19 protein-coding genes and 3 pseudogenes are annotated in these 20,559 nt (G+C 59.9%); 15 read left to right on the top strand and 7 right to left on the bottom strand.

What is annotated here, in order from left to right:
• Positions 1-464: 464 nt before the first annotated feature.
• Positions 465-710, bottom strand: a complete 246-nt coding sequence (locus JQ604_RS26075; RefSeq protein WP_212363610.1) for a hypothetical protein — start codon at positions 708-710, stop codon at positions 465-467.
• A 247-nt stretch (positions 711-957) separates the two neighbouring features.
• Between JQ604_RS26075 and JQ604_RS26070 the strand changes: the two genes are divergently transcribed.
• The 4 genes and pseudogenes from JQ604_RS26070 to JQ604_RS41670 all read left to right on the top strand — a co-directional run.
• Positions 958-1,887 (top strand): class I mannose-6-phosphate isomerase, encoded by a 930-nt coding sequence (locus tag JQ604_RS26070; RefSeq protein WP_212363445.1) that lies wholly within the window; start codon positions 958-960, stop codon positions 1,885-1,887.
• A complete protein-coding gene (locus JQ604_RS26065) occupies positions 1,884-4,169 on the top strand; it encodes a glycosyltransferase family 4 protein (protein WP_212363444.1) in 2,286 nt (761 codons plus the stop codon). The genes JQ604_RS26070 and JQ604_RS26065 overlap by 4 nt, the downstream gene beginning before the upstream one ends.
• A complete protein-coding gene (locus JQ604_RS26060; RefSeq protein ID WP_212363443.1) occupies positions 4,169-5,497 on the top strand; it encodes a glycoside hydrolase family 130 protein in 1,329 nt (442 codons plus the stop codon). Before JQ604_RS26065 ends, JQ604_RS26060 begins: the two co-directional genes overlap by 1 nt.
• 197 nt (positions 5,498-5,694) lie before the next feature.
• A pseudogene (locus tag JQ604_RS41670) lies at positions 5,695-5,927 on the top strand (tyrosine-type recombinase/integrase); the annotation flags it as partial.
• A gap of 121 nt (positions 5,928-6,048) precedes the next feature.
• On the opposite strand, the gene JQ604_RS26055 reads toward JQ604_RS41670, so the two are convergent.
• On the bottom strand, positions 6,049-6,387 hold the full coding sequence (locus JQ604_RS26055; RefSeq protein WP_212363609.1) for a hypothetical protein: 339 nt from the start codon (positions 6,385-6,387) through the stop codon (positions 6,049-6,051).
• Positions 6,388-6,808: 421 nt separating this feature from the next.
• Here JQ604_RS26055 and JQ604_RS41665 point away from each other — a divergent pair, with 421 nt between their 5' ends.
• The 3 genes from JQ604_RS41665 to JQ604_RS26045 are packed head-to-tail and all read left to right on the top strand — an operon-like array spanning position 6,809 to position 7,617.
• Entirely contained in the window at positions 6,809-7,018 is a 210-nt protein-coding gene (locus JQ604_RS41665) for a hypothetical protein (RefSeq protein ID WP_349631150.1), read from the top strand.
• A complete protein-coding gene (locus tag JQ604_RS26050; RefSeq protein ID WP_128963677.1) occupies positions 7,015-7,311 on the top strand; it encodes a hypothetical protein in 297 nt (98 codons plus the stop codon). Before JQ604_RS41665 ends, JQ604_RS26050 begins: the two co-directional genes overlap by 4 nt.
• 27 nt (positions 7,312-7,338) lie before the next feature.
• On the top strand, positions 7,339-7,617 hold the full coding sequence (locus tag JQ604_RS26045; RefSeq protein ID WP_212363442.1) for a DUF1488 family protein: 279 nt from the start codon (positions 7,339-7,341) through the stop codon (positions 7,615-7,617).
• Between the two features lie 901 nt (positions 7,618-8,518).
• On the opposite strand, the pseudogene JQ604_RS26040 reads toward JQ604_RS26045, so the two are convergent.
• Positions 8,519-8,833 (bottom strand): annotated as a pseudogene (locus JQ604_RS26040) (transposase); the annotation flags it as partial.
• A 42-nt stretch (positions 8,834-8,875) separates the two neighbouring features.
• Positions 8,876-9,038, bottom strand: a pseudogene (locus JQ604_RS26035) (DUF3606 domain-containing protein).
• Between the two features lie 129 nt (positions 9,039-9,167).
• Here JQ604_RS26035 and ligD (JQ604_RS26030) point away from each other — a divergent pair.
• The 4 genes from ligD (JQ604_RS26030) to JQ604_RS26015 all read left to right on the top strand — a co-directional run bounded on the left by ligD (JQ604_RS26030) (position 9,168) and on the right by JQ604_RS26015 (position 13,000).
• Positions 9,168-10,091: a non-homologous end-joining DNA ligase gene (ligD, locus tag JQ604_RS26030; protein WP_212363441.1), complete on the top strand. Its 924-nt coding sequence runs from the start codon at positions 9,168-9,170 to the stop codon at positions 10,089-10,091.
• A gap of 614 nt (positions 10,092-10,705) precedes the next feature.
• The gene (locus JQ604_RS26025) at positions 10,706-11,023 is read left to right on the top strand and encodes a PepSY domain-containing protein (protein WP_212363440.1); all 318 of its coding nucleotides are present in this window, start codon (positions 10,706-10,708) and stop codon (positions 11,021-11,023) included.
• An 11-nt stretch (positions 11,024-11,034) separates the two neighbouring features.
• Positions 11,035-11,664, top strand: coding sequence for a general stress protein (locus JQ604_RS26020; protein ID WP_212363439.1), 630 nt, complete (start codon positions 11,035-11,037; stop codon positions 11,662-11,664).
• Between the two features lie 271 nt (positions 11,665-11,935).
• Entirely contained in the window at positions 11,936-13,000 is a 1,065-nt protein-coding gene (locus JQ604_RS26015) for a zinc-binding metallopeptidase family protein (RefSeq protein ID WP_212363437.1), read from the top strand.
• Between the two features lie 144 nt (positions 13,001-13,144).
• Here JQ604_RS26015 and JQ604_RS26010 read toward each other — a convergent pair whose 3' ends face one another.
• Positions 13,145-14,179: an AI-2E family transporter gene (locus JQ604_RS26010; RefSeq protein ID WP_249158645.1), complete on the bottom strand. Its 1,035-nt coding sequence runs from the start codon at positions 14,177-14,179 to the stop codon at positions 13,145-13,147.
• Between the two features lie 444 nt (positions 14,180-14,623).
• Here JQ604_RS26010 and JQ604_RS26005 point away from each other — a divergent pair, with 444 nt between their 5' ends.
• The 3 genes from JQ604_RS26005 (at position 14,624) to JQ604_RS25995 (ending at position 16,292) form a co-directional block, all read left to right on the top strand.
• Positions 14,624-15,022: a hypothetical protein gene (locus JQ604_RS26005; RefSeq protein ID WP_249158644.1), complete on the top strand. Its 399-nt coding sequence runs from the start codon at positions 14,624-14,626 to the stop codon at positions 15,020-15,022.
• Positions 15,019-15,978, top strand: a complete 960-nt coding sequence (gene ligD, locus JQ604_RS26000) for a non-homologous end-joining DNA ligase (RefSeq protein ID WP_212363433.1) — start codon at positions 15,019-15,021, stop codon at positions 15,976-15,978. The genes JQ604_RS26005 and ligD (JQ604_RS26000) overlap by 4 nt, the downstream gene beginning before the upstream one ends.
• Positions 15,979-16,079: 101 nt before the next feature.
• Positions 16,080-16,292 (top strand): hypothetical protein, encoded by a 213-nt coding sequence (locus JQ604_RS25995; protein WP_212363431.1) that lies wholly within the window; start codon positions 16,080-16,082, stop codon positions 16,290-16,292.
• 74 nt (positions 16,293-16,366) lie between these two features.
• On the opposite strand, the gene JQ604_RS25990 is transcribed toward JQ604_RS25995, so the two are convergent.
• Positions 16,367-16,822 (bottom strand): TspO/MBR family protein, encoded by a 456-nt coding sequence (locus JQ604_RS25990; RefSeq protein WP_212363429.1) that lies wholly within the window; start codon positions 16,820-16,822, stop codon positions 16,367-16,369.
• A gap of 16 nt (positions 16,823-16,838) precedes the next feature.
• Positions 16,839-16,988 carry a hypothetical protein gene (locus tag JQ604_RS25985; RefSeq protein WP_212363428.1) on the bottom strand — a complete coding sequence of 50 codons (150 nt, stop codon included), beginning with the start codon at positions 16,986-16,988 and terminating at the stop codon, positions 16,839-16,841.
• Positions 16,989-17,731: 743 nt separating this feature from the next.
• On the opposite strand from JQ604_RS25985, the gene JQ604_RS25980 reads away from it, so the two are divergent.
• Complete coding sequence (locus JQ604_RS25980) at positions 17,732-17,992, top strand: DUF7662 domain-containing protein (RefSeq protein WP_212363426.1); 261 nt, start codon at positions 17,732-17,734, stop codon at positions 17,990-17,992.
• Positions 17,993-20,559 lie beyond the last annotated feature (2,567 nt).

Below are 20,559 nucleotides of genomic sequence, written 5' to 3'. Positions count from 1 at the left end.
TGACCCAAGCTGAACAAATTCTGTTACCTCTTCGGCGCGACCGAGTAATGATGGGGGCACCGAAAGCTTCAAGGCCTTGGCGATTTTCAGATTAATTGTCTCGTCACGGCTGACCGGCATAGTTGCCGCCAATATCGCGTACGAGCTCACGGAGATCGAGCGCCTTGCCGCTTTCCGTGACGTCTGCAAACAACACTCGACGAAAGGATGCTAGCGGATATACGCGGGGCATTGCTGGTATTTCGTGCCGACAATTCGACGATTTATGAGCAAAGAGGCGCAGCCAGTCTCATGTTTTCCGTCATCGATGTTGAATTTGGAATCTGACATAGGAATCCTGTGTGCCTGGACGACAGCCAAACTTGCTGGTTCGAACGATCTCGCGGCGACTGGTGCTGATGGGTCCAAGTGAGCGAAATTTTCCGACGTGCACTGGAAACTGCCGGCCTAGCGAACGGCCTCGTTCACCATTGAACGATAACCGCAACAGCGACAATCAGGCCGAAGAACACCGGGAGCAGTATGGGTGGTACGAGCCACTCCCGCAGATCGAACTTCTGGATGCTGGACATGTCGACCGCCTTGTTGTGGCGGGAGCACAAGCTCTCAGTCACCGGCAGATGCCAAGCATGAACGGTGATCGGTACACCAGACTCCCTTTCCGTGGCGATGTCGAGGGAAAACGCAACAAATGATAGGGAATGCGACATTATCGCCGACGCCGGTTCGAATGTGGCCTTCTCCGTGTTGATAACACGTCGGCTCGGCGCGCAAACTGACCGCGTTCCTCACCGCAACGGTTGTTATCCGTTGCCGGCGTAGCCATATGCTCTTGGAGCAGACCGGCTCTCGCTCCGGAACGAGTCCCAGATCTGACGCCTTCGCTTCACGTCACCGGTGGTGAAATCGGCCAACGGCGCGTCGCCTTGATGCGCGCGTATGGGGTCAGGACAACATATGCCCATCGAGCACGCCTCCGTTCGGGTCGTACACAAGCCTTGGGGTGTTAGCGATCTGCGGCCCTGGAGCGGCATCGACGGCGCCCAAGATGCCGTGGGGGAGTTGTGGTTCGAGCGAGCCGACGAGAGAGCATCGAAGCCTGCCTTGCTGCTCAAGCTGCTGTTCACGAACGAACCGCTGTCGATCCAGGTCCATCCGGATGACACGTTCGCGCGCGCGATGGGAATGCCGAACGGCAAGAGCGAGGCCTGGTACATCCTGTCCGCAAAGCCGGACGCAAAGATCGGTATTGGCCTGAAACATCGGGTGACGCCGCAGGACTTGCGCGCAGCGGTCAGGGACGGCTCGATCGTCGAGCTGGTGCAATGGCGCTATGTTGCGACAGGAGATGTCGTATTCATCCCCGCCGGCACGATCCACGCGCTTGGCCCCGGCATAGTACTGGCCGAAATTCAGCAGCATAGTGGCGCGACATACCGGCTGTTCGACTACGGCAGAGGACGCGAATTGCATGAGGACGACGGTATTGCGGTGGCCAACGCCTGGCCGCTTCGATCCGGCGGTCGCGTCACACGCCTGACCAACGAACGGACGGTTCTTGTCGCGAGCCAGTATTTCGTCTTCGAAAGACTTCACCTGCCCGCGGGCTCGAGCTGGGCGCTGCTCGCTGAGCGGGAGACCTGGATGCTTGTCCTCGACGGCCACGCGGCGATCGGATTGAAGGCCGTATCCGTTGGACAGGGGGTCTTCGCCAACGGCGGCCGTGCGAGTATCGAGGTCGGCGCCAATGGATTGACCGCGTTGGTCGCCTATCCGGCGGCTGCTCCGGTCGCTGGCCTGCTGAAGACGCTGGGCGAGCCGTCGATCGACTTCCTCGGCTCGACCCCCGTTCCCGAATCCACCGGCGTTTTCAAGGTGCGGACATGACGCCGCTCGGCAGGATCGCGTTGATCGGCAATTCGTTACCGCGCCGCTGCGGCATCGCGACATTCACTACCGACCTGCAGCGCGCGATTACGAATTCGCGGCCCAATCTCGTTGCCTCCATCGTGGCGATGACCGATCACGGTCAAGCCTACGACTATCCCGATTCGGTCGCCCTGCAGATCAGGGATGACTCGATCGAATCCTATAAGCGCGCCGCGGCATTGCTGAATTCGGGCCGGTTCGATGTCGCTTGTCTGCAGCACGAATTCGGCATCTTCGGCGGCGAATCCGGTTCCCACATCCTCGAACTGCTGTCGCGTCTTTCCATGCCTGTGGTGACGACGCTGCATACCGTTCTGTCCGAGCCGACGTCGGCTCAACGCGCGGTCATGGATCGCATCGTCGAGATGTCCTCAAAGATCGTCGTGATGGCCAACAAGGGACACGAGCTGCTTTGCAGCGTCTACCGCGTGCCGGGCGAAAAGATCGAGATCATCGCACATGGCATCCCCGATTTTCCTTTTGTCGAGCCCGATGCGGCAAAGGCCCGGCTCGGTTTCAGCGGCCGCTCGGTGATTCTAACGTTCGGTCTGTTATCCCCCAGCAAGGGCATCGAGATCATGATTGACGCCATGCCGTCAATTCTGAAGCAATGTCCCGATGCGGTCTACGTCGTGCTCGGTGCGACCCACCCCAATCTGGTTCGTGACCAGGGTGAAGCCTATCGCGAAAGCCTGGTGAAGCGGGTACGCCAGCTCGGCGTCGAGGATCACGTCGTATTTCTCGACCAGTTTGTCGACCAGGCGACGCTGCTCGAGTTCATTTCGATGTGCGACATCTACGTCACGCCCTATCTCAACGAGGCGCAGATGACGTCGGGGACGCTGGCTTACAGCTTTGGCCTCGGCAAGCCGGTTGTCTCGACGCCGTACTGGCATGCACGGGAGCTGCTGGCCGACGGACGCGGCGCGCTCGTTGCGTTTAACGACGCTCCTGAGACTGGTCGCACCATAGCGGAGTTGCTGACCGACAAGCCGCGCCGGCAGGCCATGCGCGAGCGAGCCTATGCGGCCAGCCGTCCGATGACATGGGAACGCACCGCCGAGCGGTACATGGCGACATTCGCGAACGCGCGGCAGAGCCACTCGTTGAAAGCGGTTGCGCGCGACGCGACGGCCGCGGCCGTATCGCAAATTCCGGTGGCGCCCGCTATGCAAACCGCCCATTTTCTGTCGATGTGTGATGACACCGGCCTGCTGCAGCATGCCGTGCATTCGGTGCCGGATCGGCTGCATGGCTATTGCGTCGACGACAATGCGCGCGCGCTGCTGCTGGCCTGCGCCCTCAACGAGCCGGGCGAGCAGCCGCTGGCTGATGTTTTGACCGCCCGGTTTGCCGCCTTTGTCCAGCATGCGTGGAATCCGGATACCGGCCGCTTTCGCAACTTCATGGGGTACGACCGCACCTGGCTGGAAGAGAAAGGCTCCGAGGACAGTCATGGGCGGACCTTGTGGGCGCTGGGCCAATGTGCGCGCAGGGACGCCAGCGGCGCCCGGCGCCGATGGGCGGCGGCATTATTTACCGAGGCGTTGCCGATCGCGAAATCTTTCGATTCGCCACGTGCGTCGGCCTTCACGCTGCTGGGCCTCGACGCCTATTGCGCCGCAAGTCCCGATGATCGCCGCGCCCGCGACATGCGGCGGGGTCTGGCCGACAGGCTAATGCTCTGTCTGGAGTCGGTCGAGACGCCGGAGTGGATCTGGTTCGAAGAGGGCCTCGCTTATGACAATGCACGACTGCCCGAGGCTCTGATTGTTACTGGTTTGGCGACGCGGAATCGCGGTTATATCGACGCCGGGTTGAAGTCCCTGCGGTGGCTGATGACGCAGCAAACGTCTCCGATGGGGCATTTCCGCCCGGTCGGCACCGCCGGTTTCGGTGAACAACGAAAACCGCCTCACGCCTTCGATCAGCAGCCGGTGGAAGCAACCGCGACCATCGCGGCCTGCCTGACCGCGCTGCGCGCGGAGGGCGACGCCGAATGGAAGGAAGAGGCAACCAACGTCTTCGCCTGGTTCCTGGGCAGCAATGACCTTTCGGTTGCGCTCGTCGATACCGAGACTGGCAGCTGTCGCGATGGACTTCATCCCGACCGGGCCAACGAAAATCGCGGGGGAGAGTCGGTGGTGTGCTATCTTCTGGGACTTGCCGAGATCCGCCAGCTTGCCCGTGTGAGTGTTAACCAGGCAGATTCCGTGGCGCTGCGCGCCGTAGGGGCCTGATGCAATATCCGCTCCGGCCAATCGAGGGCACGCCTTTGCACGCTACATTTCTGAACCGGCAAGCACTCCATCTGCGCCCCGACCCCGCGCGCGTCATCGTGCGCCCGTTCAAGCCGGCGACCGAACCACGCGATCTCAACCCGACCGACAAGAGCCGGGCTAATCATATCGTCGAGCGCGTTCTCAACCTCGATGCGGAGGAGGCGGCGCACCAGTTGGCCGACGTGCTTGAGAACTTCGCGGGCAGGCATCGCAACCTGCTCGAGACGTTCGAGCTTCGTGCCGACGAGATGGAGCAGGCGCTGGCAGCGCATTGCAGCTTTACCAGAGTGCAACGCCAGCTAATCGGCGCCTACTTCATGAACGAGTATTCGTTCGAAGCCTCGGCGCTGTTCAATCCGAGCATTGTAGCGCACCCTGATCAGTCGGGGACGCCGGCAGGCAGCCTGCGCTTCATTCTCAGCCTGCGTGCCGTCGGCGAAGGACATGTGTCGTCGCTTACCTTTCGTACCGGTACCGTCGCCTCTGACGGCAGCATTGATGTCGAACCGACAGTTCGGCTCGCTTCAAGTCCGCAGATTCGGCATCTCATTCCCGGACCGATTGGCGACGAGGTGGAACTCGCCTTCAGGCCGGATCATGACATCAGCGAGCGCGTTATCTTTCCGGTCACAGCCTCGCAGTCGCACGGCATCGAAGACGCCCGCTTTGTCGAATTCATCGACGGCGGCCGGAAGACCTATTACGCGACCTACACCGCCTACCAAGGTACGGCAATCCGATCGGAATTGATCGAGACCGGCGACTTTATCTCGTTCCGGATGTCGCCGCTGCATGGTGCTGCCGCGCGCAATAAGGGCATGGCGCTGTTTCCACGCAGGATCGACGGCAAATTCGCCATGATCGCGCGGCAGGACAACGAGAACCTGTACCTGGTCTATTCGGATGACCTGTACAGATGGGAAGGTGGCCAAGCCCTCCTGAAACCGCAATTTCCATGGGAGTTCGTGCAGATCGGAAATTGCGGATCGCCGATCGAGCTAGAAGAGGGATGGCTGCTGCTCACGCACGGCGTCGGGCCAGTCCGAAAATACTCGATCGGCGCGGCGTTGCTCGACAAGTGCGACCCCTCCAAGGTGCTGGCTCGTTCGAGCGAACCGCTGTTGCGGCCCGAGCCGTCCGAGCGCGAAGGATATGTTCCCAATGTCGTCTACACCTGCGGAGCGATAGCGCATAACGACCGGATTATTCTGCCGTATGCCGTCTCCGACACTTATTCGCACTTCGCTACAATGAAGGTCTCCGCGCTGTTGCAGGCCATGACGTAAATCTGGCGTCGGGCGGTGCGATTTGTCCGTTCGAGGGAGAATCCCATGGTTCGGAGACCTGCTATTTCGTTCAGGCATTCAATGTCGGCCGAGAGCTACAGGGATATCGTCATCGATCGCCCCGGATCGGTCACGGCGACCGCCCATGCAATTCGTCTGGACCCCCGATGCCCAGGCTCAGTCGATCCGGCGATACGACGACCCGCCAGGATGCCTTACTCCTATCTCATTGGATCGCTGACATCGGACCGGACCCTCACCTGTTCGGGACACATTCCCTTCGCCGGACCAAGGCGACCTTGATCTATCGCCGAACCGGCAACCAGTGAGCATACAGCTTCTTCTGGGGCACACGAAAATCGAGTGTACCGTCCGCTATCTCAGCATCGAGGTCGACGATGCCCTGGCGATAGCAGAACAGGTAGACGTCCGACTGGAAGGTAGAGCGGACGCGCTCCGCTCTGCCCTCGCAGACGGCTTCGGGCCAGAAGATGGTTAGAAGCACCGGCTGAGATTGCCGGTTCGCACCAGTCCGCACGAGGAGACCTCCGCTATTTCTTCTTTGCCGGCCCGAAATTCGGCTGCCAGGCGGCCTCCTTGCGGCTTGGCGCCGCAGCGATCACCTTGGCCTTCTCCCTCTTCGGTTTCTTGGCTTCGCGATTGCCGCGTTGTTCTCCCTTGGCCATGTAGGTCTCCTCTTGAGGTTTCTCTTGGGGTTTGAGTTCGTCCAGTTCGTCAGATTGCAGCACGCGGCCGCGCGGCGTGCAGACGCGCACGTCTATGTAACCGTCGCGCAGCAGTTTTCGCGCCAGCCGCAGCGCGAGGGTCGCGCTGCCGCGGCCATGATTGGCGCAGCCATATTCGTTCGTTCCAGTGACGAGGTAGGGCACGCGGATCGGCCTAGCCATGGAACAGCGCAGCCGCCGCGACGAGCAGCAGAAGGAACAGGGGAACGATGACGGGCGGAACGATCCATTCCGAGGCACGAAAACGCGGCATCGCATGCTCCTGCACGAGCACGAAGTCGTGCTTCAGTGACTGGTTTCTCGGCGGGAGCGCACGTGACCCTCAGTCACCGGTCGATGCCGTAGCGGAACATGCGGTGATGGGAATGACCTTATGCCTGCATCACGCCGATAGCGAGGACTAAAACGCCGCGCGCCCGGTGGCCTCGATAGTGCTGGCTATTGCCCTGTTCAGAGCGCATGGTCGTGATCGTCGGTGTCGGTTGGGGCGGCTATCGCAGGAAGGCAGGCGCGCATGACCACCCGTTAGCGGCGGGAAACCGTCACATTCAAGAATCCGTTCCACATCCGCGGCATCGCGCGGGAATTGCCGGCGGGCCCCTATGAGGTCGTCACCGACGAAGAGATGATCGACGGGTTGTCGTTTGCGGTCTGGCGCCGTGTCGCCACTATGATTACGGTGCCGTCCGAAGCGGTGCAGGGCGCGACAGAGGTGCGCTCGATTGGTTCGGTCGAACTCGCGGACGCTCAACGCGCCGATGTAAAGCGCCGATGACCGACATCCCGGTCGAGCTCGACAAGCACCGCGGCATGGCCGCGCAGAAGGCCACCGACCTGCGCCGCGCGCTGGCCGAGGTCGAGAACAATGTCAGGGAGCTGCGCGAACGCGAGTCCGATCTCGAAAACCGCCTGATGACGGTGCCCGCCACCTCATGGCCTGAGGCGGCGGTGAAGGCGCGCTATCTGCTCAACCTTTACGTTGCGAGCCTCCCCGCCGAGGACACGCGCCACCGCGCCCTGGTATCGGCGCTGTTCGACGATTTCCTCCGGCTCGGCGGGGAGTGCTGAGGCGACAAAAGCGTACTGGAGCAGGCTATGACATTGACCAGCGGCCGCTTTATCGGTCACGAGTATGACCGGATGATCGTACGGTTCTCGATGCACGACGATGCCAAGGAGATTCCTTGCGCGATAACGACCTCTGCGATGGACTATCTTGAGCGCGGCCCGCAAGTCCGGCCCGAGCAGCGGGAAGCCCAGTTCATCCGCCTTCGGGACCGCATCGAAGCGAGCACCGCAATCAAATATCGCGCGACGGAGTTCGAAGGCACCCCGCCCGGCATCGTGCTGCGAGGCATCGATTTTAGGCCTTAGGCGGGCTGCAACAAGGCACACTTATGTATGCGGGCTGCCCTGACGCCTAAGGGTAGCCTTGTCGGCTTCCAGCAATTCGATGGCGCATCGGATCATCGCCAGGCTAAGGGTGTCCATCCCAGGTGATATCAACACGCGAAGATGTTCAATCTCGTCGTCTATCTGGTCGCACTTATTGCACATGTGCATCCCACCACTTCGAGCGGGAGCAACAAGCTCTCGGTCACCGATAGTGCCCAAGGATTCGGAAAGGCGATTAAGCTTAAAGCCGATCTTCGAGCGGCGTTCCTAAGAAGCCATATGTCACCATCGGCTGCTAGATGACGCATCCAATGGCTTACGAGCTCAAAGCAAAAACGCCGCCCGCTTAAATCAAGCGCAGGCGGCGGCTTACCAGCCCCGGGAGGGTGAGAGTAAAATCCCGATAAAGGTTTGTCTCCACTTGGCATGCTGAAGTTCAACACGTCGGCCAAGAACAAGACCAAAATTCAAGTGGGCGGCTGTAGTCCCGGTGAGGACAACCAGTTGTTAATCTCCCCGGCAACATCGATCTGCCGGGCTTTTCGCAGAAGCTCCGCGCGGCGGACGCCAGCAGGCATCCCGTTGGCCTGTAGGCGGAGATTGATCGCCTCTTGCGCGAGGCGGTATTCGAATGTCGAGGATTGTCCTAGGGACCGTTGAGCCGGCATGTATGGCGCTCCGCTGCGGGATTGAGCGGGAGCGCAACCTGCGTTCACACCACCGATAGATGCTATGGGCCGTTCGATGGCAGTGGGACAGTGCGCCTTTATCTGTCGAATAGCGAGCGCTTTGTTCGGGTCCTGGCAGGAACTATTTGCGAATTGCCGGAAGCTAGTCGATGGTCTGTAATGCAGTACTGGCCGGGAGCATCTCTCTTGCAATTCTCCGCCCTGAAGACGAACTTCATGTCGCTTCCTTCGCGAAGTAGGCTGCGGCCTTTTTTAGGATGTCCCGTTCAGCCTTCAGCTTGGCGACTTCGCGCCGCAGCCGCTCGATCTCCAGTTGCTCGGGCTTCATCTGGCCGTGGCCGGGGACGGCCTGCACGGGGTCGGAGCCGAACTCCTTCACCCATTTGCGCAGCACGTTCTCATGAACGTCGAGGTCTCGGCCAGCTTGCGCTACCGATACCCCGCGCTCCCTGACAAGCTTGACCGCCTCGATCTTGAACTCTCGGCTTGAACCTTCGTCTCTGCATGACCCACCTCCGGCTGTATGAAACACCCAATCTTGGTGTCCATCAAACCGGCAGCAGCTCAACCTTCTTCACCATCTTCTTGACGGCCGCACTCGAGCGGCCGGTCTTTCGCGTCTCGTAGCTCACCTCGTAGTCCTCCACACCGGTCACACGAGCGATCCTGCTTGCGGCCGCGCGCGGTCTGCTTCTTTGTCTTCTTTGCCATTCCAGATCTCCTTTCACGAAGAAGGCCAAACGCGAATTGACTCAGAGGGTTCCCGGCGCGAGGAATGATCGGAACGAATTTGTATGTGCGAGTTTGAATCAGCCTGTTTGAGTTTGTGGAGTTTGGTCAGTGGCGTTTCAGCGTCGAAAGCCGGAGGCGATCGGGATTAAGGCCCCTTTCCCCGGCTTCATAGCTCCGGCCCTCGCCTCGCCGATCGACAAGGTGCCGAGTGGCACACGCTGGATTCACGAGATCAAATTCGACGGCTACCGCGTCCAGGTTCACCTCGCCAACGAGGCCGTCCACATCTTCACCCGCCGCGGCAATGATTGGACAAAGCGTTTCAAGAAAATCGCCGACGATGCCTGGCACATCAAGGCGGCCTCGGCGATCGTCGACGGCGAGGTGGTGCTGCCCGCGCCCGATGGCACAACGGACTTCTCGGTTCTGCAGAACGAACTGCGCGGCAAGTCGACGAAGATCGTGCTGGTCGCCTTCGACTTGCTCTATCTCAACGGCCGCGACCTGCGGAAGCTGCCGCTGCACGAACGCAAGGCCCAGCTGAAGAAGATCACCGCCGGCACCGACGTCCAGTTCAGCGATAGCTTCGAGGTCGACGGCCCGGAAATATTCAAGCACGCCTGTAAGGTTGGCCTCGAGGGCATTGTCTCCAAGGTGAGGGACAGCGTCTACCCGACCGGCGCCCGTAGCCACGTCTGGGTGAAGAAGACCTGCGCGCAGCACGAGACGCTGACCATCGCCGGCTTCGCCCTCGACGGCAAGGAGTGGGACGGGATCTATGTCGGCCGCCGCAAGGGCGATGACCTCGTCTATGCCGGCAAGGTCGACCACGGTTTCGACAAGGCTTCGATCGCCGAACTGCGCGCCCGCCTGACGCCGCTGATCCGCAAGACCCAGCCCTACAGCAAGCGCATCGCGCACAAGGCCATCTGGGTCGAGCCCGAGGTGCTGGCCGAAATCGAATATCGGACGAAGTCTGCCGAGGGTAAGGTGCGGCACCCGTTCTTTCGTGGCATCAGGGAGGATCTATGAGTCATCGTTCCTGCTTGCTCTGCGACGACACCGGCTGGATCTGCGAAAACCATGCGAACATCCCTTCGCAAGGCGACGGAGCCTGCACCTGTGGCGGCGCCGGCGTCCCCCTGCCCGCTCTGCAACCGGACGGGTGAAGGCGAAGCGCCCGGCTGCCGCGGGGTTCAAGCCTATCTTCGACAAGGACGGATGGCGGCACTAGCCACCGACGATGGAGCAAAAGAATAGCAACCTTTGTCTCTCCTGCACGTCTGGAAACTTGCGACGAGTTTTTCCTCCCAAGTCGCCTGGATCGTTCCGGTCAGAACAAGAGGTCTGACCGGAACGTCCATGAAATAGGCCCCTAAGTCGAATGCCGACAACCTACATCAACGAAGACGACGTCCGTCTTGGCGCATTTCATCTCTGGTAGGAAGCTGGCGAACCTGCGGGCAGCAGGGACACTTTCTGGTACCAAGCCGAGAACGAACTGCTCGACGAACGAGCAACGCGGGACGTGAACACGGATGGCAGTTAGCCATATGAAACGCTCGCAGCAGAGCGGGAGAAAATAAGCAACCAATTCAAGGTCTGTCAGTTGTCGGCCGGCACAATCAACGTACGGAGGACAAGTGATGTCACGTCTAATTGCTTTTTACATTGCGCTATTGCTGCTGGGATCCGGACCTGCAAATGCTCAGCAGCCAGCGCAGAGCGGCCCGGGTAACAACGCGATCAACAGTTCTGATCAAAATAATTCGAACGCCCCCGTCGCCGGTCGCAACAGCTTCACCGAAGGACAGGCGAAGTCCAAGATCGAATCGGCCGGTTATTCCAACATCTCCGACCTGAAGAAGGACGATAACGGAGTTTGGCGCGGGAAAGCCGACAAGTCCGGTAAGAAGACCGATGTCAGCGTGGACTTCCAAGGCAACATGAACCCGGCAAATTAAGGAGTATTTCGATGACGACCACCATCTCAAGGCTCTATGACAATTATTCGGACGCAGAACGTGCAGTCGCGCGGCTGGAAGCCGCCGGCGTGCCGCATTCGGACATCAGCATCGTCGCGAACAATTCCGACAATTGGTACAATTCATCCAGCAGCAAGGTCGATCGCGACCGTGACGGCGTGGACGATCGCGCAGAGGGCGCCGGCACAGGTGCAGGCATCGGTGCCGGCCTCGGCGGAGCGGCTGGACTTCTTGCCGGGCTTGGTATGCTGGCCATTCCAGGGCTGGGACCTGTTGTCGCAGCGGGCTGGCTGGCGTCGACAGCGGTCGGAGCCGCGGCTGGTGCTACGACGGGAGGTATCGTTGGCGCGCTGACCCAGGCAGGTGTCTCGAAAGACGATGCATCGCAATATGCGGAGGGTGTCCGTCGGGGTGGAACGTTGGTGTCAGCGAGAGTGCCTGACCAGAACCGCGCGCAGCTGGATGCCATCCTCCAGGAATCGTCAGTGACCCTCCAGGAGCGGAGCACTGCCTGGCGGAAATCCGGCTGGACCGACTTCGATGCGGCGAGTCCGCCAATGGCGGTGGATGACATTCGCCGAGAGCGCCAGCTCTACGGCACCGGCGCACGCCGAGTGTAGCGCGTTGACTCCACAGCGACGATGGTGTTTGCGAATGACATCATCATCAAAAGGATCAAAGTCACAAACCAAGCACCCGGCGATCGGCCGGGTGCGACGATCACAGCGGTCACTAGGGTCTGCGAGAGCCATCCGGCCCGCCCCTGAGGCAACCCGGGTGAGACGCCAGCCAATAGAATGGCGCCTCCACCGTTCGTTCGGAACTGAACACCAGCATGGGAGATTAAGTGGACCGTTCATACCGCTCACGCGTAAAACCTCATACCCGCCGATGAAGATTTTCTCCTGTCAGTCCTGCGAAAACATTCTCTATTTCGAGAATCAAAGATGCGGCCGTTGCGGCCACAGGCTGGCGTACGACCCAAGAAGCGAAAGCCTGGTAGCACTGGAAGCCGAGGACTCGGCCTTTCGTTCGGTGACGGGAGGCCCTCAACGCTTCTTCTGTGACAATGCGAGCCGTGACGCTTGCAACTGGCTTGTCCCGAAAGGCCAAGACGGCGGCTTCTGCCTGGCATGCCGGCACAATGGCACCATCCCGGACCTCTCCGCACCAAGCAACCTGGCGGGCTGGCGCGAGCTCGAGACGGCCAAGCATCGTCTGCTCTATTCCTTGATGCGCTGGCGTTTGCCGCTGCGGACGCGCGTCGAAGACCCCAAGCACGGCCTGATCTTCAACTTCCTCGCCGATACGCCTGCGGCCAAAGTCATGACTGGCCACGAAAACGGAGTGATCACCATCGCTTTGTCGGAAGCGGACGACATCGAGCGGGAGAGGCGCCGGGTCGAGATGGGCGAGCCCTATCGCACACTGCTGGGTCATTTCAGGCATGAAGTGGGGCATCACTACTGGGACTTGCTCGTGCGCGACGGCGGCCAACTGGAAGCATGCCGGTCACTCTTCGGAGACGACTCTCAAGATTACCAAGCGACGCTCGAACGACATTACCGCGACGGTCCACCGTCCGATTGGCAAGATCGCTACGTCTCACCCTACGCGTCGGTACATCCCTGGGAGGACTTTGCCGAGACGTGGGCGCACTACCTCCACATTGTCGATACGCTCGAGATGGCCGCACAATTCGGCATTCAGGTCACTCCCTCCACGGGAGCGTCCGAAGGATTCGCGGCGAAGCTCGATTTCGATCCATACGCGATCACTGACTTCGACCGCGTCGTGACCTCCTGGCTCCCGTTCGTCTTCGCCATGAACAGCGTGAACCGAGCTATCGGCTCGAAGGACTTGTATCCTTTCGTGCTTGCACCTGCCGTGATCGAGAAGCTGAGGTTCATTCATAGGCTGGTTCAGAGGAGACGAGCCGGTCCGGCCGAGCGATAGCGCTCTACTGTCCAGGCACGCACGCTCAATACACGGTCAGCAACTTCGGTCACTTGATCGCTGTACGGAATGCGTTCCCCGTCCTGTCCCGCGGACGCTGTGCAAGATCCGACGTAAGGTCACAGCTTCCAAGGATCAGCTTCCTCAAGCTTGAGGCTGGGGGCGAAAGATCCATTCGCGCCACACCGCGAGCAGTGCAGCCATGATGACCGGTCCGAGGAAAAGACCCATCAGCCCGAACGCTGCGAGCCCGCCGAATATCCCAACGAACGCGAGCAGAAACGGAAGACGCGCCGAGCCGCTTACCAGCGTCGGCCAAACAAAATGATCACCGGCGAGCATGACTAGGCAGCCCCACAGAAATACGCAAGTTCCGGCGATCCCACTGCCGCCGTCGGATATCGTAACTATCGCTGCGACAGTGAAGGCAAGCCAGGCCCCAAACGGAATCAAAGCGAAGGCGGTAGTGAAGATCACGAGCATCAGCGCGTTCGGCACGCCCGCCACAAAATAGCCGATGCCGATCGCGGCTCCCTCACCTAAGGCGACCAGCACAGTGCCGTTCACAGTCGCGCGTGTTGCATCGATCATCTTCTCCACCAAGCCCTCCCCTGCATCGCCGAAGAGACGGTCGCAAGTCTCAAGGAAACGGTTTGCGACCGAGCGACCGCTGCGGAGCAGAGCGAACAGCGTCAGCAAAGAAAAGAACAGCAGAAAGAGGCGGTGAAGAAGTTGACCGCCGAGGGTGCGGAAGAGGTCGGATACGTTGTCAGCATAAACTGTCTTCAGCCACGCCGTGGCCGCCTTCGGATCCGACAGATTGGCGCGCCACCATTGCTCCAAGCTCTCCGCGGCAATCGGGAGCCGGGCAATCCAGTCCGGCACCTCGATCCCGCCCTCCCGCGCTCTCTTTAGCCAGTCGACGAGCGAGTCACTTTGCTGGGCGACCTCATAAACGGCGAGCGAAATCGGGGTCACCATTATCAACGCGACGAGAATGGTAAAGACGAGGGCTGCTACCCCTGACGGGCCCCTCATAAAGCGCGTGGCGAATGCGAGATATAACGGCCACAGGGCAACGGCCAAGATGGTGGCCCAAATCAGCGCAGGCAGAAAGCTTGCGGCAGTCCACAGCCCGAGCGCGGCCAGCGCCAGCGCCAGAACAATTCTGGCATTCATGCGCGCGTCCGGGCCCAAAGGAAGCGGCTTCTGCACGACAGAGCTAACCGCGGTCGCGCGGGAGCCCGTTGAACGGAGTTTCTTAGATGCAGCTTTCGATGTGACGGTCATCCGAAAGTGCAAGCTCCGTTGCGGCTACGCTACCTAAGTCTCGGCGAGAGAACTCGATCCGTCGGCGGGCGAGCCGGGAGGGGCACACGCTTGGGAATGCGTACCACGCGGACTTTGCCGATCGTTGCTTCAGGTCGGGCCACTCGTCTGCCGCGCCAGGCTGCCACCTCCTCTTCAAGGCTCGCGGCCCGGCCGACGCTCTTGCCTTCTACAGTGCGCATTTCGCCTCCACTCTTGATTGCCGCCCATAAAACGGACTTGTGCAAGGAATGTTCCGAAACCAGGAACTGCCGATGGGTCGCCGCCGTTCTTCGCTGGCGGAGGCTTTTGCGCATGGGCTTGAGACGATCGATCGAAGGACTCGGACCTTACCCGTCGCTGCTTCTGCTGGCATTACCGACCGCGGTTGTCGAGCCGCTCAAACTTGCCGCTGTGGCCGTGGCTGGTGAGGGCCATTGGATGAGCGGCACGGCAATGATCGTCGCCTGCTACGCGTTTAGCCTTCTGGTCGTCGAGCGGCTCTTCGTGATCGTGAAGCCAAAACTTCTCACGATCCCTTGGTTCGCGAAACTTTGGAAAGGATTCGCTTCGGTGCGGAGGCGTGCCCTGCAACTCTTCAGATGCGGCTTAGGGCTCTGTCGTGATCGGGAGGTCGGTACGCCGATCTCATTCCCCCAACGAGCCTCTGACGCTGGAAAGACATCCTTCGATCCGCGGTCGGCCTCCAAATGAACCGAGCGTCGACCCTGCCGAAGCGCTTGCAGCCGATGCTGGCGACGCTGACTGACGCACCGTTCGACGATCCGGCATGGGTGTTCGAGGACAAGTTTGACGGCTTCCGTATGGTGTCGGAAATCCGCCGCGGCAAGGTCGCGCTCTACAGCCGCAACGGCAAGATCATCAGCCATTCATATACAGAGATCGCGAAGGCACTCGAAAACGTGAAGGGAGATGCGGTGCTTGACGGCGAGCTCGTCGCGATTGGCCCAGACGGCGTGTCGCACTTCCAGCTGCTGCAGAACGCGTTGCGCCACGAGGCAAAGCTGCTGTATTGCACGTTCGATCTGATGTTCGCCGACGGTGAAGACCTGCGGGCGCTGCCACTTCTGGAGCGCAAGAAGCGGCTTAAGGCCATCCTGCCGCGGCACAAGCTGATCGCCTTCAGCAATCACCGCAAAGGCAGCGGGAAACAGTTCTTCGCTGAAGCCGAGCGAAGGCATCTCGAAGGCATCATGGCCAAGCGCGCCGACAGTCCATACGCGTCTGGAAGCCGGACGGCAGATTGGCTGAAGGTGAAGACCGCGCAACGGCAGGAGGTCGTGATCGCAGGCTTCACAGCGCCTAGGCGCACAAGGCCGTTCTTCGGTGCCCTGGTGCTGGCGGTGCGGGAAGACGACGCATGGCAGTACATCGGGCATGTCGGCACCGGCTTCAGCCATCAGACCCTGGAAGAACTCTATGGCAAGCTGAGAAGGCTGAAGTCGGCGAAGTCGCCCTTCCCTGCCAAGGTGAAGGACGAGCGCGTCACGACCTGGGTCCGGCCTTCCCTGGTCGCCGAGGTGCGGTTCGCGGAATGGACGAGCAAGGGTGAGCTCCGCCAGCCGGTTTATCTGGGGCTAAGAACTGACAAGAAGGCAAAGGATGTGACGCGCGAGCGACCTAGGAGCTTGGCGCATCCCGGAGGCTAGGAACGGTCGTGAGCAGGCCGCCGTTCGCCGCCAGTGGAACGAGTTGGCCCGTCTGACGATAGACAGGAGCAGAGCCTGTGGTCTGACCAAAGGAGGCACATATGGCCAGTGAAGGTCTCATTCCATCGAGCACGCCGGAGCAGCGAATTGAGCAAGCTTCAGAGGCGATCCGTCACATGGCAGAGGATGACTTTCAGCCGCTCCTACCAACACGGAACCGGTGGCTGCATCATTTGGCGGAAGCGACTCGCGCGGCGCCGCTTCAATCTTTGGCTGTCGCTTTTCTGGTGGGCTTTGCATTGGCTCATCGCTGAGCGTCTTCGTCTTAGAGTTTGAGCCTTATGCCGCCGGGGAAGTCTACGATGTGATCAAATGGTGCACCGGTGCTCTAGTTGAGCCGATAGAGCATGTAGTTCAACAGCGATGCGAATCCGACCCACACGGCGTATGGCACGAATAATACCGATGCGAGCCGATCGTCCCTCCATTGGACTCCGATAAAGCCGACGATAGCCGCCAGCAGGGCCAAAATGATTGCGAGCCCGCCTAGCATGCTATGGAGCGTAAAGAAGATTGGGGACCAGAGGAAATTCAGCGCCAACTGCCCAAACCAAAGTTGCATCGCCACGCCTGTTGGATTGCGCAGATAGGTCCGCCAGCCCGCGATCGCGATCATCACGTAGAGAACGGTCCACGCGATCGGAAACACCCGATTCGGGGGATAAAATGGCGGCTTTTGAAGGCCGGCATACCACGCGCCAGGCAGGTTCGTTGCCCCGATCACCCATCCGGCACCAACAACCAAACCGATAAAAAGCAACAGCAATCCAAGACGCGTGCTCATTGCTTTCCTCGGTGCCTCAAGCTTCCTTTTGCGAAACCTGCGTGATCTCCCGCCGGCAGTCAGCCGCGAAGGCCATCAGCCGTTCGACAGTCAAGGCGTCCAGTGCGCTCTTAGCCAACCGCTCAGCACGTTCGGCCTGCTCGAGTAAGTATTGATATCGCGGCATGGCCCCCACCTCCATTTCACGAGCAACTTGAATCGAATTGCATCGTTCCCGACCATGACGGAACGTGGCTAATACTCAGTAAACTGCGTGAGGGTAAGTCAGCCGGCCCTCGCTGACGGATCAGGAACCAGCCGGCCGTTCCCCCAAGAGCACAACGCCGCCTGCTTGAGAACTTCTGTTGGCGGCGTAGCAATAACCCAAATGGACTATCGCAGATGGATTACTAAGCTTCATTGAAGCAGCAATGATCGCGGGTTAGCATTGCTTGTTTTCTAAAGAACATGAATTTTCGCAATGCAAACAGCATTGAGTATTGCACTGATCGCGACCGCTCTTCTCGGCCTGTTGGTCTTGGCATTGCGCCTTGGACTGAGGTGGTCACTCTCGCGCACGCTAAAGAAGCGTTGAGATCCGTTACTTCTGGGCTCGATGCGAAGAGCTGATTGGAGTTTTGTGTATGAGTTTCCAGCGCATTTCAGATGAGAGCTTGACGCTTTTCGGGCCGGCCCAGGCCCTGGGGGAGAAACCCAACATGGAAGCGGCGCTCGAAAGTATCCGTCGTCAGGCTGACGCAGACCGAGGTCATAAGCACCACTTCACCGCCAGTTCAAGTGTTCGCGATCGCGCGGAAAAGCTGCGAGAGGAACTCGACAGGCGAAAGCTTCAATACTCCCCTATTCGGTGGCCTACCTAGCCAGGTGGTCGGGCTCTCGAAGTGAATAGAATTGAGATTGGGTCAGCTCATGTCCGTCTACGACCCATTGCGCCAAAAGCTGGAAGCTGTCGAAGAGTCAAGCGTTCGGCTTTCTTTCGCCGATCTCGAAGCCATCCTGGGAAAGCCCCTTCCCGTCTCAGCCTATAAATTTACGGCCTGGTGGGGAAACAACTGCAAGGTCGGGCATGTGCAAACTCAAACTTGGTTAAGTGCTGGATTTGAGGCTCGTACCGTTTCGCTGAGGAAGCGCACCGTCGAATTTCATCGCCTTGGCAAGAAGACAGACTAGCGACCATTCGAGCTGCACGAAAGTTGGCGCCGACAAGTTCGGAATAGCAGGGGATTCTTAGTTTAACCGCGCGTCGGCTCGGGAGGACTTGGCATTGGAAGCCCATATTGCTCGGCCCGAAGGGATGCGATGGCTCGATACGATGCGGCCTGTTTTAAGAGCGCAGCCTTAAAGGACGGTTGTTTTTCAGATGCGGCAAGCCGCTCGAGAGCAACCGCACGCTCCAGATATTCTAGAAGCATCTTCACCGCAGTGGCCTACATCTCAGTGAGACGCCGCCTCCCTTGATCACGCCGATCGAAGTGAGTGATCAGGATTAGGCACGCGATAAACGTCACGATCGCGATTGAAGTCACAAGAGCAACAAGAAGCATGCAGCATTTCCCGCTCGATTGAGTGCGCGCTTGAAACTGCATCTTCTTCCCGATTCGAGAGCGAGGCTACATTCATCTTTTAGCCCGGCGCAGGAACTTTTCGATTTAGTCTCAAGTGGCTCAAATGACGCATGATGAGCACTTCAGCTAGGGCAGTGCCTCGAGCTGGTGATAGGGATACTGATCAAACGAGAGCTGATGTTTATGCGCGTGCGCCGATTCTTCACGATGTGCTCAGATAGATTAGCGGCCCTACAGCAACGAGGAACGGTGAAAAGCCGATTGCCCTTACGATCCAAAAGCCCGGTTGGCCCAGAGCATCCAGATCACGCTGCATCGGCACACTCCGTTGATCGAGGCGCCCCGATCCAATGGGAGGCAGCGGACCGGGGTCCCCGACGACACTGACGAGCCGCCCAGCGCGGAGGATGGGCGACGCTACACCGTGCGCCCGCCGCATGGTTCCGGCATTAACTCAAGACATTTGGCTTGGCGTTCATGCGCAATCGCCCGAGGCCGCCCGCCAACTCGTCGCCGACATACAGGCTGCTTTGCCTAAGTGCGGAATCCCGCAGGCGGCGACGAATCTTCGCCTGATCAGAGGATGGCCCTCTTCAATCGCTCACAGGTCAGCATGAACCTGATCTAGAGCATCTTTCGGACTCTCGGCTGTGCGGAGATCCTCAAGCATTCGCTGACGAAGTTCTCTCATGCTCTCTAGCGCTCGCCGATTCTTCGAGCGTACATGAACGGATACGAGAGTTCGAACAGTGGATGGCACCGAAGGTCTCGAATGGCGGGTATTCTCCACGGTACCTGATCCTGCCGAAAACAAACTATCACCTAGGTGAATCCCGCTCCGCGGAGCCCGGGATGGCGAGCTGAAGAAGGTGCGACAGGCCGACGTTGCCCTGCATATCGACGAATGGGCGTCCTCACCCGGATTGAGGTCCCCCACCTAAGCCCTTCGCCGTCGTTGGAGCAATTGTATTCGTAAGTAGCCGTTGCGACGCCGGCATCAACAGCAAAAGATAATAGTGTTTGAGCCCTTCAACCATCACCTTCACCGACTCGTGCCAACGGCCCCAGAGCTTTCACGCAACACACCAGGGCCGCCGACCGCCCAGCTCAACGGGCTGAGGAAAGCACTCGAGCCGGTAGGCGCAGACTCGATTCCGGACATCGGATTTCGTTCCAACCGAGCGCTTCGCAGCCGCCCACCGAATTCATCGAGCACGCGCTGACGTTCGAGCGGCTCGCTGCCGAGGAAGCGAACCCGGAGACCAAAGCCCTGTTCGAGAAGCAGGCAAAAGCTTACCGCAAGCTCGCGGCCGACAGGGCCGAAAAATACGGACTGCCTCTGCCGAGCGTGCCAGAAAAATCGGGCTGATCGCCTGCAACGGCAATCCATCATCGTTCGTCGCTGCTGGTGCTTCAGGACGCGAGCAACACCAAGGTCGCCAGAACGACCAAAACAGTCGATCCGACTAACGCAAGGGGAAGCCAGTCAGAGCGCATAGAAACGAGCTAATCCACGAGCCGGTACGGCCGTTGATCTAAATCAAGCAGCGCCAGTATCGAGCCAAGGGATTCTGGCGTTTCACGCTGGTGTCCTCGACCACGCAAAGGATCACACCTTCGATATCGGCGCCGCAGTACCTTACCAGCAGGCCCTTGAACGGGCGATGGAGGTCGCAAGGCGGCGACGGTCGGAGAGGATCATTGTCGAGCCGTAGACGCCGGGAGCCGTTCCGGCGTTCTCGTTCGTTGCGCAAACCTAGCAAAAGCGAGCGTCACGCCGCGCTGGAACGTTGTCGCTGCCCGTTCGTTTTAGATGGCGACGACGTCTCCTCCTGCCGGTGGGCGTCGTCGCAGAACGGCCCCGGCTTATCAGGTCCCCCCTGGCCGGGGCCGCTCCTTTTGTGCCCCACCCAACACGGTGGATCGTTCGCATTCGAAAAAGCACCGAAGGCCTCAGCCCTTGGGGGATGTCGAGCTGAGGCCTTCTGCGCGGTGGCCCATTGGCGGCGAATTAGGGCCGTGCTGCCAGATTGTCCCGAGCGAACGGTTCCCGCAAATTAATTGCGTTTTGCGGCGCGGCGAGCCCGGATCGTTGCGCGCACAACCTTTGTATGGAGGAATGGTCGAACGGGACGAGAACGGGGAACCGCCCTCAGCACCACCCGGTTATGA

The organism is Bradyrhizobium jicamae (assembly GCF_018130695.1).
GTDB lineage: Bacteria > Pseudomonadota > Alphaproteobacteria > Rhizobiales > Xanthobacteraceae > Bradyrhizobium > Bradyrhizobium jicamae_B.
This window is presented reverse-complemented; position numbering and strand designations above follow the sequence as displayed.